Origin of the sequence: Sodalis sp. dw_96, from assembly GCF_018449575.1 — a bacterium.
Lineage (GTDB): Bacteria > Pseudomonadota > Gammaproteobacteria > Enterobacterales > Enterobacteriaceae > Acerihabitans.
Map to the genome: position 1 here is coordinate 18,006 of NZ_JAAVUT010000023.1, position 14,217 is coordinate 32,222.

The 14,217-nt window shown below is 51.7% G+C and carries 13 protein-coding genes; 6 read left to right on the top strand and 7 right to left on the bottom strand.

Going from position 1 to position 14,217, the window contains the following annotated elements; genetic code table 11:
- Positions 1 to 6: 6 nt before the first annotated feature.
- Together HB631_RS22875 and HB631_RS22880 are read right to left on the bottom strand one after the other, a co-directional pair.
- On the bottom strand, positions 7 to 834 hold the full coding sequence (locus HB631_RS22875) for an amino acid ABC transporter permease (protein ID WP_213993486.1): 828 nt from the start codon (positions 832 to 834) through the stop codon (positions 7 to 9).
- The gene (locus HB631_RS22880) at positions 834 to 1,658 is read right to left on the bottom strand and encodes a transporter substrate-binding domain-containing protein (RefSeq protein ID WP_255557229.1); all 825 of its coding nucleotides are present in this window, start codon (positions 1,656 to 1,658) and stop codon (positions 834 to 836) included. Before HB631_RS22880 ends, HB631_RS22875 begins: the two co-directional genes overlap by 1 nt.
- A 191-nt stretch (positions 1,659 to 1,849) precedes the next feature.
- Between HB631_RS22880 and HB631_RS22885 the strand changes: the two genes are divergently transcribed.
- On the top strand, positions 1,850 to 2,530 hold the full coding sequence (locus tag HB631_RS22885) for a hypothetical protein (RefSeq protein ID WP_213993487.1): 681 nt from the start codon (positions 1,850 to 1,852) through the stop codon (positions 2,528 to 2,530).
- Between the two features lie 3 nt (positions 2,531 to 2,533).
- Here HB631_RS22885 and HB631_RS22890 read toward each other — a convergent pair whose 3' ends face one another.
- Positions 2,534 to 3,127 (bottom strand): RES domain-containing protein, encoded by a 594-nt coding sequence (locus tag HB631_RS22890; RefSeq protein WP_213993488.1) that lies wholly within the window; start codon positions 3,125 to 3,127, stop codon positions 2,534 to 2,536.
- A 554-nt stretch (positions 3,128 to 3,681) separates the two neighbouring features.
- On the opposite strand from HB631_RS22890, the gene HB631_RS22895 reads away from it, so the two are divergent.
- Entirely contained in the window at positions 3,682 to 4,713 is a 1,032-nt protein-coding gene (locus HB631_RS22895; RefSeq protein WP_213993489.1) for a uroporphyrinogen decarboxylase family protein, read from the top strand.
- A gap of 12 nt (positions 4,714 to 4,725) precedes the next feature.
- On the opposite strand, the gene HB631_RS22900 is transcribed toward HB631_RS22895, so the two are convergent.
- Both HB631_RS22900 and HB631_RS22905 read right to left on the bottom strand, forming a co-directional pair.
- Entirely contained in the window at positions 4,726 to 5,172 is a 447-nt protein-coding gene (locus HB631_RS22900; protein WP_213993490.1) for a DUF2000 domain-containing protein, read from the bottom strand.
- Positions 5,173 to 5,212: 40 nt separating this feature from the next.
- Positions 5,213 to 6,052 carry an AraC family transcriptional regulator gene (locus HB631_RS22905; protein WP_255557230.1) on the bottom strand — a complete coding sequence of 280 codons (840 nt, stop codon included), beginning with the start codon at positions 6,050 to 6,052 and terminating at the stop codon, positions 5,213 to 5,215.
- 680 nt (positions 6,053 to 6,732) lie between these two features.
- Here HB631_RS22905 and HB631_RS22910 point away from each other — a divergent pair.
- A complete protein-coding gene (locus tag HB631_RS22910; protein ID WP_213993491.1) occupies positions 6,733 to 7,803 on the top strand; it encodes a type III polyketide synthase in 1,071 nt (356 codons plus the stop codon).
- 66 nt (positions 7,804 to 7,869) lie between these two features.
- Here the strand turns inward: HB631_RS22910 and HB631_RS22915 are convergent, their stop codons facing one another.
- Positions 7,870 to 8,328 (bottom strand): GNAT family N-acetyltransferase, encoded by a 459-nt coding sequence (locus HB631_RS22915; RefSeq protein WP_213993492.1) that lies wholly within the window; start codon positions 8,326 to 8,328, stop codon positions 7,870 to 7,872.
- Between the two features lie 467 nt (positions 8,329 to 8,795).
- Between HB631_RS22915 and HB631_RS22920 the strand changes: the two genes are divergently transcribed.
- The 3 genes from HB631_RS22920 to HB631_RS22930 all read left to right on the top strand — a co-directional run bounded on the left by HB631_RS22920 (position 8,796) and on the right by HB631_RS22930 (position 13,190).
- Positions 8,796 to 10,187: a cytosine permease gene (locus tag HB631_RS22920; RefSeq protein ID WP_213993493.1), complete on the top strand. Its 1,392-nt coding sequence runs from the start codon at positions 8,796 to 8,798 to the stop codon at positions 10,185 to 10,187.
- Between the two features lie 175 nt (positions 10,188 to 10,362).
- A complete protein-coding gene (locus HB631_RS22925; RefSeq protein WP_213993494.1) occupies positions 10,363 to 12,435 on the top strand; it encodes a CocE/NonD family hydrolase in 2,073 nt (690 codons plus the stop codon).
- On the top strand, positions 12,432 to 13,190 hold the full coding sequence (locus HB631_RS22930) for a nitrilase-related carbon-nitrogen hydrolase (protein ID WP_213993495.1): 759 nt from the start codon (positions 12,432 to 12,434) through the stop codon (positions 13,188 to 13,190). The genes HB631_RS22925 and HB631_RS22930 overlap by 4 nt, the downstream gene beginning before the upstream one ends.
- On the opposite strand, the gene HB631_RS22935 is transcribed toward HB631_RS22930, so the two are convergent.
- Positions 13,191 to 14,162, bottom strand: coding sequence for a GlxA family transcriptional regulator (locus HB631_RS22935; RefSeq protein ID WP_213993496.1), 972 nt, complete (start codon positions 14,160 to 14,162; stop codon positions 13,191 to 13,193).
- Positions 14,163 to 14,217: the final 55 nt, after the last annotated feature.

The following is a 14,217-nucleotide window of genomic DNA, read 5'->3' on the forward strand; positions in this document are numbered from 1 at the left end:
TTCCTTTCAACGTTGGGAATGATATTGTTCATAACCTTGCCCGAAATGGCGCTCCAGCCGTTGCTGAAAGAGTTCCAGCACAACCGACATCAGCCAATATATAGCCGCCGCGGTGGCCAGCATTTCCATATAGTGATAGGTACTGCGTCCATAGGATTGAGCCAGGAAATTGAGCTCCCACAGCCCCATCAGCGACACCAGCGAGGAATCTTTAAGCATCGAGATGAAAAGCGATCCCACCGGCGGCAGTATGATGCGCAGCGCTTGCGGCGCCACCACGTGGGACAGTATCACCGAACGCGACAGGCCGAGCGCCATTGCCGCCTCTTTTTGTCCGCGGGATACGCCTATCACACCGCTGCGAATAGTCTCCGCCAGATAGGCGCCGTAATTCAGCGACAGAGCAATGATACCTGAGCTGAACGCGCCCAAGACGATACCTGCCTGGGGTAGCGCCAGATAGATAATCAATACCTGAACCAACAGCGGCGTGCCGCGAAATAGCGAGACGTAAAAAGTGGCGCAACCGAAAGCGATTGCGCTGGCGGACAGACGCCCGGCGGCGGTGATGATACCCAACAGGATACAAAACAACATGGAAATCAACGTGATTACCAGGGTCAGCGCCGCCCCCTGAATGAACCCGTCCGGGGACAGCCGCAGTCCGAGCATAAACGGCAATTTCTGCCGGATTAAACCGAAATCAAGATCCATGCGGGAGAACAGGCAGACCAGCAGCGTCATTAGGAGCAGCCAGGTAAGGCCGGTTCGCAACCGGAATCCCGGACCGCCCTTGGCCGCTGAAACCGGGGGTAAAGGGTATGGCAAACGCATTATAGCGATGCCCGGGTGATATCTTCGCCAAACCAGTGCTGAGAGATTTTTGCCAATGTCCCATCGGCACGCAGTGCATTGATGGTATCCGCAACGGTTTTATTCCACGCTTCATCGCCTTTATCCGTGGCCACCCAGTTTGGTTCCGCATAGAGTTCGGCGGCGATGCGAAAACGATTGGTCTTGGCAATACGCGCGTTGGCCGTCGCCAGATCGGAGACCACCGCGTCAAGGCGGGTTCCGGCGCCTAACGCCAGGTTCTGAAAGGCGACGGTTTCGTCCGTAGGTATGATCTGGACATGATTAAATGGGAAATTAATGGGTTTAGCGCCCGGAATCACCAGAGTTTTATTCAGGTAATTTTCATAGCTGGAGCCAATGCCTACCCCCACCTTTTTATTGCTCAAATCCGCGGCGCCCTTAATGTTCTTTTCATCTTTATTCACCACCAGCACCGCCGGAGAGCTATAATAGGGCACTGGAAAATCAAGAACTTTGGCCCGCTCGGTATTGGGTGTCATTGAACAGATGCAGACATCCCATCGCCCGTTCCATTTACCTCCGACAATGGTTTCCCATCCCGGCGTGACCAGTTCCAACTTAACCCCCAGCTTTTGCGCCACCGCTTTCGCCACATCCACATCAAATCCGGCCAGCTGGTTGTTTTCATCTATAAAACCAAAAGGGGGATAATCGTTCACTAACACATCATGAAGGACTTTTGACTGAGTGACCCGGTCCAGGGTCGAACCCGCGCTGGCGGATTGCACGCCCAAGAGGGAAATGGCGGCGGTCAGTATCATTGATCTCAAAAATGCGGACATCGTTTACCCTACTCTTTCCAAGAAAAGCCTATGACCACAACTTAGTGAACCTACCGGTGCTTTCAAAATATCAAAGCGGTATATCTTATATAATTCATATCCAACGAGGAAAAGTGCCGCGACAGGATTTGCTAAATTTACGATTTACTGTAAACTTATCTTGATAAATCGTAAAATATTTTGGGGCATCCATGGGAATACCTGCTAAAAAGATCAGTAACCATCATCACGGCCGACAGCCCGGCAGCCTCGATCATTCCGAGCTTCTCCGGGCGCGAATAGCCAATCTGTCGGAACATTTTATCGATGTCCTCAGAAAAAAAGATGCAGAAAACATTAATCTATTATTAACATTGCCGGATGATCAGTTTTGGTCGGAAATCAAAGGTCGGGCTAACCATATTGAAATTGTGGAAATGAACACACCCGAGAAAAAAGAGCATCAAGAGTTCGTCAATAACAGAAACGCTTTCCTTGCTCATTTGGGAAAATATGGCGGTGTTTATAAATCAAGTATGGTAGCTGACATTTTAGGCATATCTCGCCCTACCGTTAACAAATATGGCGAGCAAAGCAAGCTCATCGTCCTCAATTGGGGCAATGAAAATCTCTATCCGGTTTTTCAATTTTCAATCGAGGATAATAATGGCGCGAAAGGTCTGCTAAAAGGACTGCCGGAAATTTTGGCTTGCTTGAAAAACGTCAGCAGTGTAAGAAAGTGTAACTTCTTCACCCGTAGAATTGATACGCTGGACAAAGCGTTGGATAAACCCACTACTGCTCTGGAGATATTGCGCAAAGGAGCTTCGGCGGAGGAAATACGTCAACTGGCAAGGCTGGCCGGCATCTTCGGCACCCCTGATGCGGCGTAAGGACTAACCGGTAATGCGAATATCCAGCTGGTCCCTCAGCATATTCCTGGCGCTGACGCCGTCATGCTGAAAATCGGACAACCGCGTGACGGATTTGGTGGCAACAAGACCCTCACCAGAGATGTCCTCGCACCAGAAAACCGTGCAGCATTGTCCGGTCATGCGGGAGAGATATTCCAGCCCATCCACATGTTTTGACAGTACCGCCGCAAGCGCCTGGGTATTCCGGTAATTGTCCCCCATCAGTTCTCCCAGCGAGACATGCAGCAAGGGGGCCAGCGCCGTTAAATCAATAATCGACAGTTCCCGCACCGCCGTGACGATCGCCATACAATTTTTATTATAATCTTCCAGATCGATAAAATTTTCCCCTTTATACATTTCAGCGCAGGCGGTAATCGGCATGGCGGTGACATAAAAAGCACCCTTTCTTCTGTCGGGAATAGCGTAACGAGACTCTCTTTTTGGATCTTTATTAAAAAAAACCCCATTTCCACCATAAAAATTATCCTGTAATCGATAATAATCTGTTGATGCCGAGTAGGTCTTGACGATTTTATGCCCCGCAACCTTATTTTTTTGTATTATCTGATCCATTCTATGTTCAATGTTACCCCAAATCTTTAATAGCATAAAATATTTACTTTACATTTATTAGACAGAAACATTTATGCTTCCTTCTGGTTTCAAGGGGCGACGCAGGCCAAAATAGAGCTTTTTTTTTGCTCAAAAAATACCTATGACACGGATCAGTTTGCTATTAATACCTTCGAACTAAAATACAGGGATAATGGGCGGTTCTTCTAATTAAAAATGATACTAAGAGAAAAGATAAGGAGCAAGCATTCGGGATGGTTATTTAGGTAACGTTTATTAACACACAATCGAAATCATTAATGTTTTTTGTATTTAAATAACAATTCATATATCTCTTTGTGGGATAATCCGGCTTAGTGCCGCCTCAGGAAATCCTGCCAGCCTCAGGAATCTATAGTATTTTTTTAGCTAAAATCAAGCTTACAATATAACAATTTTTAGCAAGGGAACATTCTTGAGGTTAAATGCCATTAAACGCAGTATAAATAGCCATTCTGAGATACCCATATTCTTTGCATGGAAATGGGTATATAGGGCTGATGCTGGATAAAACGATGACAAGCACAGAGCGACTGAAGAGTATGTTGCAGGGAAAACCTGTTGATAGAACCGCGATTGCCGGTTGGCTGCACATGCCATTGGTGGACAGGAATATCGCGGAGTTCGTGGAGGCGACCATCCAATTCACCGACGAAAATCAATGGGATTTTGTCAAAGTGATGTCCAACGGGCATTACATGGCCGAAGCCTATGGGGCGGATATCCGGTTTTCCAGCGATCCTACGCGATGGTCGGGGACTTTTCTGTCTTATCCGGTGAAAACCCCTGGCGACCTTTTAAAGCTACCGGTGCTGGATAAAACCAATGCCGCTCTGGCAAGAGAGATTGCGGTAACCTACGCCCTGGTGCAACATTACCGGGGAAAAGTCCCTATTGTGGCGACCCTGTTTGCTCCGCTGACCTGGATTCAGGAAATGAGCAGTTCCACCGATCCCCGTCTGACCAGGGAGTTTATGCAGCGGCATAAAAAAGCCTTGCATACAGGTCTCGAAGCCTTGCTGACGACTCAATTTACATTCATTGACGGGCTGCTGGACGCGGGTATCGACGGTATCTTCCTGGCCTCTCAATTTATCAGCAGCGCGGTGATTAGCCGGGAAGAATATAATGAATTCTGCCGTCCTTATGACCAGGCGATTCTGTCCTATATCAACGGTAAGACCTGGTTCAATATTCTACATGTACACGGCGAAAAAAGGCTGCTGTTTAATGAATGCCTTGATTACGACGTGCAGGCATTCAATTGGGAAGATGCACCCTACGGCGTAGCGGACACAGAGCGAAGCAGCATAAAATCCATACGCAAATTGACCGACAAAATCATCATAGGCGGTATTGATCAACATCACGACTTTTACCAAGAGGAAAATAACCGGGACATCATCAGGGCGCGGCTCCAGCTGCAATATCAGCGCGCGTTAAAAGAGTCGGGTGGGAATAACTTTATCTTCGCACCCGGCTGCGCGCTGCCGCAGGATATTCCTCGGGAAATTTTTATGCTGCTAAAAGATATTGTCGGTGAGTAATGCCGCCGAAAATTAACCGAAGAGTTTGCATTGAGCGGTCAGTTTGCGTACGTCCTTTTTACCGCCGATGATTGCCATTCCCAACAGTTGCAGCTGTTCGGCCCTTTGGGTCTGTACCATTGCCGTGAATTCTTCGTAGCGGGTGGTCTCCTGCCCTTCAACCGGAAAAATGACCTTATCCAGTGCCAGGCGCCGGCAACTTTCCAACAGTTTTTTCAACTCGTCGGCCGAAGCGGCCAGCACCGGTATACCGATGGGGATCAAGCCGGGATATTCACATTGTTCTGCGTCGATTAACGGTGGCCCCACCAAAACGGGATGACGCTGTCCCACGGTCAAGGCGATGACCGCGGCGGCATTCACCGCCTTGCCGGCGGGTAAATCTTCATTGAGAACGATGACACAGCGTTCTGGTTGACGGGACGTGATTTCATTTATCGGAATCGAACTCATATTCATTCTCCTGCTGAATCGAATTCCGAGCATAAGCCAGATGCTTTTACCGGTCTGGAACGCTTGTGCAGATCCGCCGGTAGGCCGCAGGGGTCAAATAATAAGCGCGTTTAAACCAGCGCCCCATATGGCTTTGATCGGCAAAACCCGCCAGTGCGGCCGCATCCGCCGGCAAAAGACCCCGGGCCAATAATGCCCGCGCTTTAACCAATCGCAACTGTACCAGATAGGCATGGGGCGGCAGGCCGTAACAATGCAGAAATTGACGGTTTAATTGGAATCTGTCCATCCCGGCCATGGCGGCCAGCTCAGTCAAACCGATCTCTTCCCCCACCCGATCATGGAGATAATCCCGGACCCGATGTATGGCCGGATTGTTTTTATCCGCCGTCACCTTTTTTTGAAGCCAGGTATAGCGGCGGGTTAATAGGGAAATCAGCTGCTGCATCGCATGGTCTTTCACGATTTTGAAATCCTGGCGATGCAGTGCATCGAAGGCGGATAGTGTGGCGGCAGCTAATACATCATCCTGGAGCAGGGTAGCCGGACAGGATATCTCTGCCCGATCCGGCGCATTCTCGAAGATTCCCTGTAACGCGTGCCGCAAAAATTCCGGAGGAATATACAGCATACGGTAGGTGAACCCGGACCGGTCGACCGCATCGCCGTCATGTACTTCACCCGGCGCCAGGGTAAAGACCTTGCCGGGAGTACTGCGGTATTTCACCCGGCCGGAGTGAAATTGCTGCACCCCCGATTCGGTGACGCCCACCAGATAGCTGTCATGCCAGTGCGCGTCGTAAGCGTGTCCCTCAAAGTGCGCCCGGATGGTTTCAATCCGGGTATCTTTATCCTGAACAATATCGACCCATTGCGTCATGGTCATGAAAGCGTGCCCGGCCCATTGGTGGAGAGGAGATTATATGCTAGCAGACATGCCCATGATTGCATCGCCGGCATGCTGGTTTTTTGTGCAAAAATGTAAAAGGGCCAACTGACATTCGGCGAAAAACGACACACAGCCGGTTATGACCGCCGCTTATCATCGCAACGAATGCATATAATCATCGATTCAAAATATAATTCTTGCAAATAATTTTAAGAAAAATAATTTTTATTATTTCTACTTTTGGCATGTCTATAAGTTTTACCTATAATAATGGATCACCCATCGGGGCTTCGCGCGCGTCGACGCTGCGCAACAAAAGACTGGCGATACGGCAAAAAATAGCTAAATATAATGATTACGGCGCATATTGCGGAGATATGATATCCGCTCACTCTGAAAACCAGCCGGGGATAAAACCACAAATACCTCATTGTCTAAACAGTTAATTTGATATTTATTTTAGTCTGATTGATACAATAATAGCGTAATAAACCCATATGTATAATGATTAACGTTTTGAATAATATAAGTTTAAAAATTTCAACTTTATTTTTATATGGTTTTTCCCTGCTAATTGACAAATTGATACGGTACTACCACTCTAAGAGGGCATTAATTTTTGTAATCAATATTGTATTGAATCTACTTATTATAAAGATGTTATGGAGCCATAAAAAATGCCGACACTTCACAAGCCAGCGATATATCTGCCGGAGTATATTATTACCCTTGAGGAAACCATTGATTTAGCGAAAAAGAATTTCAAGGATAATCCAAATTTGGAAAAATCCATCGCGCTGATAACCAATACGGGCGTAAAAAAAAGACACATTATCCAACCTATCGAGCTGGCAACATTACACCCGGGCTTTGGCTATCGAAATGCCGTTTTTGAATATCAATCCAAGAGGCTGGTTCCCGACGTGATAGAGGAAGCCTTGAGTCATGCCGATATCACCGCCAAAGATATTTCGGCCATTATTTATGTTTCATGTTCCGGTTTTTTAATGCCGTCGTTGACCGCCTGGCTGGTGAATAAAATGGGATTCCCCTTGCAGACGGTGCAAATCCCCATCGCTCAACTCGGCTGTGCCGCCGGCGGCGCGGCTATTAACCGCGCTCATGATTTTATTCTGGCGCACCCCGGCAGCAATGTGCTAATTGTCAGCTGTGAATTCTGCTCATTAAGCTATCAACCCACCGATGGCGATGTCGGCAGTCTGCTTTCCGATGGTTTATTTGGCGATGCGATAACCGCGGCCGTAGTCACCAGCCGCGCCGGCAACGGCCTGGAATTACAAAGAAACAGTAGTTATCTTATTCCAGAAACCGATGAATGGATACGCTACGTGGTAAAAGATACAGGTTTTCATTTCCGGCTGGATAAACGGGTTCCAGGCACTATGGCGCCTTTGGCGCCGGTTATGGCGGAGCTTGCTTCGACCCATGATTGGCAGATCGACAACCTTGACTATTATATTATCCATGCCGGTGGCCCCAGGATATTAGATGACTTATGCAAATATCTGGGCGTGCAAAAGGAGAAATTTTCCTATAGTCGCGACACTTTGGTCAATTGCGGCAACATCGCCAGTTCGGTGGTATTTGAAGCGTATCGACGCATGCATGAAGATCGTATTTTCAAATCCAGCCACAAAGGGATTATTGCCGGTTTTGGACCGGGAATTATCGCCGAGATGAATTTATCTCAATGGCGATCCGCCGATATAGCACAGCTGACGGCTTAAAATATCCCCTAGACCCCAAGGGCGGATGCATGTTGAAGCCGCCCAAAGGGGCCCTCAACCGGTACGTTACCGCACCGATGAAGGGTCGTTGTCCATGCCGATATGCGGTATGCCGTCTTCCTCATAAACTTCGGTGACCGCATGAAAACCGAAACGACCGTAAAACTTCTGTAAATGCGCCTGGGCGGAAAGATGAATCTTCCGGCCCGGCCAGCGCGCCGCGCAGGCCTCCATCGCTTGCTCCATCAGAAGATTTCCCAGTTTTATCCCCCGCGCCCGGGGTGAAACGATAACCCTGCCGATGGTCAGGATATCTTTATCGGTAAGGATGCGGGCATACGCTACCAGCTTACCCTCCAAATATCCCGCGACATGTCGGTTATCCCCCAGGAGATCCTGGCCGTCGATATCCTGATAAAAGCAGGTCTGTTCCACAATAAACACCGCATTACGCAAGGCGAGAATGTCATACAAACGTTGTACCGTCAGCTCATAATGATGCCAGTCGTACCACATTACATTCATCTCGTATCCTCAAATGTCGGCGAAAAAAAGAATAATTCGCCACCTTTATATCCACCCGCACTCTAAAATGCAAATATAATTATTGTAATAAAATCCAAAATCATGGATATAAACTTTTCTACCTTATTTTCCACTCTGAATGAGACAAAATATTTAAGTTACCAAAGGCTATAATACCCTCGAAGTGGGTGGGAAAGGTGCAATTCGATGAATATTAGAAAATTATGATTCAAATAGCGTGATGAACATGTTATAGGAAAATGTATAGTTAATATTTAACGGAATTTTAAATAGTTTTCCCAATCACCATCGCCTGCTATGGAGATTTTATGCTGACTATTATGGACATACTCTAAAGTTTCAATCGACATATCAATCCAGTTAATATCCGGTTTGCTATTTTAAATAATTTGCTGACCGATTTTTTCAATCTAACAAATTATTATTCGTGTTCTAAGAGAGTTATTATGAAAAAACCATCGGCAGGCATTGCCTCACAGGTTGAATTAAAAACCATTCAACCCATCAGCGCTACGGAACGACAAGGCAAGATCAGCGATTTATTCACCATTTGGTTCGGTTCCAATATTATGATGCTGTCAGTAATTACCGGTTCACTGGCGGTGTGCATGTTCAATTTATCTTTTTTCACGGCGACGGCGGCGGTGATCGTAGGTAATCTGGCGGGAGCGGTTTTTATGGCTCTGCATTCCGCACAAGGCTCACAGCTGGGGGTGCCGCAAATGATCCAGACCCGCGGTCAATTCGGATCTTACGGTGCCTTACTGGTGGTGACATTAGTGGTGATCATGTACCTGGGATTTTTTGCCTCCAACCTGGTATTGGGCGGCCAGGGGCTGCATGCCATTTGCCCCCCGCTCAGTATCAATAGCGGCATTGCCATAGTCGGTGTCTTAAGCGTCACCGCCACGGCTTTTGGCTATAACCTTATCCACACCTATACCCGAATTATGTCCTGGCTGTCAGGTTCCGCCCTGTTGCTGAGCTTTGCCTGGATTCTGCTGGTAAACGGTTTGCCGGAAACGTTTTTCATTCATCGCCCGCCAACCTTTGCCGGTTTTTTCGGCACCATGTCCATTGCCGCCTTGTGGCAATTGGCCTATGCGCCCTATGTGTCCGATTACTCCCGTTACATGCCGGAAAACAGCCACCCGCGAAAAGTATTCTGGGCCAGCTATTGGGGCTGCTCGCTGGGCTCCATTTTTCCGATGATTCTGGGTGTGGTGATCGCACTGTGCTGGAACGACAGCGATATCGTTACCGGTCTGGTGACCCTCACCGGCGGGGCCAGCACCCTGATAGTGGTGATTTTCTCAGTGGGCATCGCCGCCACCAATGCGATGAATCTGTATTGCGGTACCCTTTGCGCTTTAACCGTCGGCCAGACATTGGCGCCGTCATGGTCCCCGCGATCCGGCGCACGTATTATTCTGGCCCTGGGGATGTTTACCTTGTCCCTGGTGCTGGCGGTTAAGGGCCAGGGAAATTTTCTGGTGAATTACACCCATTTCATTCTGCTGTTGTTGTATGTACTGATTCCCTGGACCGCCATCAATCTGGTGGATTATTACCTCATTGCCCACGGTAACTACCATGTTCCCTCCTTTTTCCGACAAGACGGCGGTATTTACGGCTATTTCAATCTCAGGGCCATGGCCTGCTATCTGCTGGGCATCCTGGTGCAAATCCCCTTTATCGCCACCGATCTTTACACCGGCTGCATCGCCCGTGCCATGGGGGGCGCGGATATTTCATGGATAGTCGGCCTGGCGGTTGTCTGCCCGGCCTATTACTTGATGAGCAAGGGCATACGGGCATCAGCCCACAGTCCGGCCTGATCCATCCCGGTTTTTGAAGTGCCTGGACAGCAAATGATGTCGGCCGGTGCCCGATGTCGTATTTAGCGCCAAATCGGTCGCAATGGTGATGGCTCCGGGACGGCGCTATGCAAAGATGATATATGGACCCTAGCCAACGTTTTCCACCTAAGAATGCTTTGATGCGGATACCTTGATGCAGATAATCGAAACAGCCTGGATTACCTTAAAAGACGGATGCAAACTCGCGGCGCGGATCTGGCTGCCGGATGCCCCCCGGCCGGTGCCGGCGATACTGGAATACCTACCCTATCGTCGGCGGGACAGGCATCGCGGCGATGATGCCGTTCTCCATCCCGGCCTGGCCGAAAGCGGTTATGCGGCCATCCGGGTGGATATGCGCGGCGCGGGGGATTCCGACGGCCTGATGAACGACGAATATACCCCTAGGGAATGGGCCGACGCCTGTGAAGTCATCGCCTGGATTGCCGAACAATCCTGGTGTTCAGGGGCGGTGGGCCTGATTGGCATCTCCTGGAGCGGGTTCAATTCGCTGCAAATCGCCGCGTTGCGTCCCCCGGCGTTAAAAGCCATTGTGACCGCCTGTTCCACCGACGATCGTTATGCCGACGACATGCATTACATGGGCGGGGTGTTGCTCAATGATAACCTGCAATATGGCGCCACGCTGTTTACCTGGACACCGACCCCGCCGGATCCGGACATTGTGGGGGACAGGTGGAAAGAGATGTGGCTCGAGCGGCTCAACGCCATGGACCAGCCCCCGGCGGGCCGCTGGATGGCACACCCCACCCGGGATGATTACTGGCGCAGCGGTTCGGTATGCGAAGACTACTCCCGTATAGAAGTGCCGGTACTGGCGGTGGGCGGCTGGGCCGACGGTTATACCAACACCGTGCTGCGTCTGTTGGAAAACCTGCCGGGACCGCGCAAGGGGCTCATCGGCCCCTGGGGGCATTCCTTTCCCCATGTCGCCACGCCGGGGCCGCGCATTGATTTTATCCGCTACGTGACGCGCTGGTTTGATCACTGGCTTAAGGATGAGCCCACCGGCATTATGGATGAGCCGATGTTGACCTATTGGCTGCAAGAGGCGGAACCACCGCGGGTGCGTTATACCGAACGCCTCGGGCGCTGGGCGGCGGAGCGGCATTGGCCCGGGCCGGCCATTGTGCGGCAGTGGTGGACGCTGGCGCCGGGCGGCCGGTTGGAAGCGGACACGGCGGATGACGCCACCACGAATGTCAGCACCTCGGCGGCCCGCCGGAGCAAGTCCCGCCACCAGCTCCCCGCACCGTTTGCCCAAGCCATTTGTTCCCCGGCCACCACCGGCATCGCCTCCGGTGAATGGTGTCCTTATGGCAATGGGCCGGATATGCCGGGAGACCAGCGGGAGGATGACGCCGGCTCCGCCTGTTTTGACGGCCCGCCATTAACGGCACCGTTACAGATTACCGGCCGGCCGGTAATTCGGCTCCGCCTGTCGTCCGACAGGGACCAAGGAATGATTGCCGTTAGGCTGAACGCCGTGGCGGCGGACGGAACCTCGTTGCGTATCACCTACGGCCTGCTTAATCTCACTCAGCGTAATGGCCATGATCGATGCGAACCTCTGGTGGCGGGTGAAATTTATGATGTGGCGTTAACGCTCAATGCCGCTGCGTTCGAGATACCCGCCGGCTATCGTCTGCGGGTGGCTATCTCCACGTCCTACTGGCCGCTGGCGGCGCCGCTGCCGGTACGCACCCAATTGACACTGCAAGGCGGCAGCCTTGAGCTGTCGGTACGCGACGGTGGGATTGCCCTGACGCCGCCCCCCGATCTCGGCCTGCCCCCGATCCCCCCCAGCCTGCCTTCGCGGATAATCGTGCCGCCTGAACGGGGACGACTGCGCCTGAACCGGGATATGGACGACGGCGACACCACCCTGGAGGTGGTGCGCAATCTGGGGGCGATATACCTGGAAGAAACCGACCTGCGGCTGGATGCCCTGGGCCGTGAAACCTATAAAATCAACGCCCTTGATCCCCGGTCCGCCAGCGCCCGGGCGGTGCGCAGCGCCGGCTTCCACCGCGGCGACTGGCATGCCCGTCTGGAAGTCAGCAGCCTGCTCACTGCCGACGACGGCGGCTGGCGGCTGGTATCCAGCCTGGAAGCCTTTAACGGCGAGAGCAGAATCTTCCATCGCTGCTGGGACGATTATTATCCCTTTTTCGGCGACAACAACCCCCGGGGAGAAGCGAAATGAACATCGGCATTGCTCAGATAACCGGCACGCCCGCAGGTGAGAGCGAGGTGGTGGATTGGGTTCGCGCGTCCATGGACACGCTGCCGGACGCCGACATGATTATGCTGCCGGAATTGGCACTGTGCGGTTATGACGATCCTCACCGGGTACGCAGTTTGGCGCTGGAAAAAGAGGGACCGGTTTTGGGGGCGCTGGCGCAATTGGCCGCTGAAAAAAAGCAGGCGCTGGTATTCGGCTACGCGGAACGCGCTCCTGACGGTCTGTATAACGCTTTACAAGTGATTGACGGGCAGGGCCGGGTACGAGCCGATTATCGCAAAATCCATCTCTGGTCCGGTTATGAGGCGGCTCTGTTTCAGCCCGGCGGGGGCTTTGCCTGCTTCGCTCTGGGGGGGTTACGCTTCGGCCTGCTGATTTGCTATGACCTGGATTTCCCCGAAGCGGTCCGCGCGTTGGCGTTGAAAGGAATGGATTGCCTGCTGTGCATCAGTGCCACCACCACCGGCTATGACGTGGTGCCCCGTCATGTGGTGCCGGCACGGGCCTATGAAAACGGCTGTTTTGTCGCGTTCGCTAACCGCGGGGACAGTGCCTGTATCGGCCAAAGCCGGATTGTGGGTCCCGACGGCGATATTGTCGCGGCCCTGCCGGGCAACGGGGCGGCGGTGCTGCAGGGAGAAATCAGCCTGGCGGCCCTTGAGCGGTGGCGCCTGGGCCATGCTTACCTGGCGGAGCGCCGTAGGGATTTGTATTGATTATGAGAGGTTTTTCGTTCTTCTGACGCGACGCATAGCCGACGGTAATATACCGAAGGTCCGGCGGAACCAGCCGGCAAAATGCGACGTAGAGCCGAACCCCACCGATACCGCTATCTCGATAATCGACTGGTCAGAGTAAATCAGCATTTCCCGCGCCTGTTCAAGGCGCAGTTCCAAATAGAAACGCTGTGGCGTTTTATCGAAATATTGCGCAAACAGCCGTTCAAGCTGGCGCTTACCCACACCGGCTCGTTCCGCAACCTCCGGCAATGGGATGGGATCTTCTATGTGTGCCTGCATAATGGCGATTGCGGTGCCAAGGGGAGCCGGCATTGCCGCGCCGGCGGGACGTCCGCCCCGCTGATCGTCTTCGGCGCTGCGAATCCGTTCATGATGAAACTGATTGGCGATGGCGGCGGCATGTTTATCGCCGTAGCGTTCGGCAATAAGATTAAGCATCATATCCATGGCCGCCGTCCCGCCGGAACAGGTGAGTCTGCCGCGATCGATCTCATAAATTTTATGGGTACACTGGATATCCGGGTAGGTTTCCTCAAACGCCGATCGGCTTTCCCAATGGATGGTGCAGCGGTAACCGTTAAGCAGGCCGCATTTGGCCAGCAAAAAGGTCCCGGTGGAGAGCGAACCGATAAAAATCCCGGCACGGGCGGCCTGTCGCATGGCCTTTTGATAGCCGCGTTCATACCTGGGCGCCACCACCCGCTCGCCGCCGCAGATAAAAACATAATGAGAACCGGGCAACACATCGTCAATGGACCGGGTGGGAAAAGGAATGCCGTTGGCGGCCACTACCGGCTCGCCGTTCAGGCTGGCCAGATGCCAGTTGAAAGCCTGTTTTTCATACAGCCGGTTATAAGAACGCAACGGCTCAATGGCCGAGGCCAGACTCATCATCGAAAAGTCATGGCCAAGTAAAAAGGTGAACACCAGGGGTTCGACAAGGGGCATATTTTTAAATCACTTCAGGCTATAACATCACCGGTAAACAATACCCTATAGCCAT

Bases quoted from the DNA above. Each gene is read 5' to 3' on its own strand.
- HB631_RS22920 (WP_213993493.1), top strand. From the start codon at position 8,796: ATGAAAAAACCATCGGCAGGCATTGCCTCACAGGTTGAATTAAAAACC.
- HB631_RS22905 (WP_255557230.1), bottom strand. From the start codon at position 6,052: ATGACCATGACGCAATGGGTCGATATTGTTCAGGATAAAGATACCCGG.
- HB631_RS22885 (WP_213993487.1), top strand. From the start codon at position 1,850: ATGGGAATACCTGCTAAAAAGATCAGTAACCATCATCACGGCCGACAG.
- HB631_RS22925 (WP_213993494.1), top strand. From the start codon at position 10,363: ATGCAGATAATCGAAACAGCCTGGATTACCTTAAAAGACGGATGCAAA.
- HB631_RS22875 (WP_213993486.1), bottom strand. From the start codon at position 834: ATGCGTTTGCCATACCCTTTACCCCCGGTTTCAGCGGCCAAGGGCGGT.
- HB631_RS22915 (WP_213993492.1), bottom strand. From the start codon at position 8,328: ATGAATGTAATGTGGTACGACTGGCATCATTATGAGCTGACGGTACAA.
- HB631_RS22895 (WP_213993489.1), top strand. From the start codon at position 3,682: ATGACAAGCACAGAGCGACTGAAGAGTATGTTGCAGGGAAAACCTGTT.
- HB631_RS22880 (WP_255557229.1), bottom strand. From the start codon at position 1,658: ATGTCCGCATTTTTGAGATCAATGATACTGACCGCCGCCATTTCCCTC.
- HB631_RS22935 (WP_213993496.1), bottom strand. From the start codon at position 14,162: ATGCCCCTTGTCGAACCCCTGGTGTTCACCTTTTTACTTGGCCATGAC.
- HB631_RS22900 (WP_213993490.1), bottom strand. From the start codon at position 5,172: ATGAATATGAGTTCGATTCCGATAAATGAAATCACGTCCCGTCAACCA.
- HB631_RS22930 (WP_213993495.1), top strand. From the start codon at position 12,432: ATGAACATCGGCATTGCTCAGATAACCGGCACGCCCGCAGGTGAGAGC.
- HB631_RS22890 (WP_213993488.1), bottom strand. From the start codon at position 3,127: ATGGATCAGATAATACAAAAAAATAAGGTTGCGGGGCATAAAATCGTC.
- HB631_RS22910 (WP_213993491.1), top strand. From the start codon at position 6,733: ATGCCGACACTTCACAAGCCAGCGATATATCTGCCGGAGTATATTATT.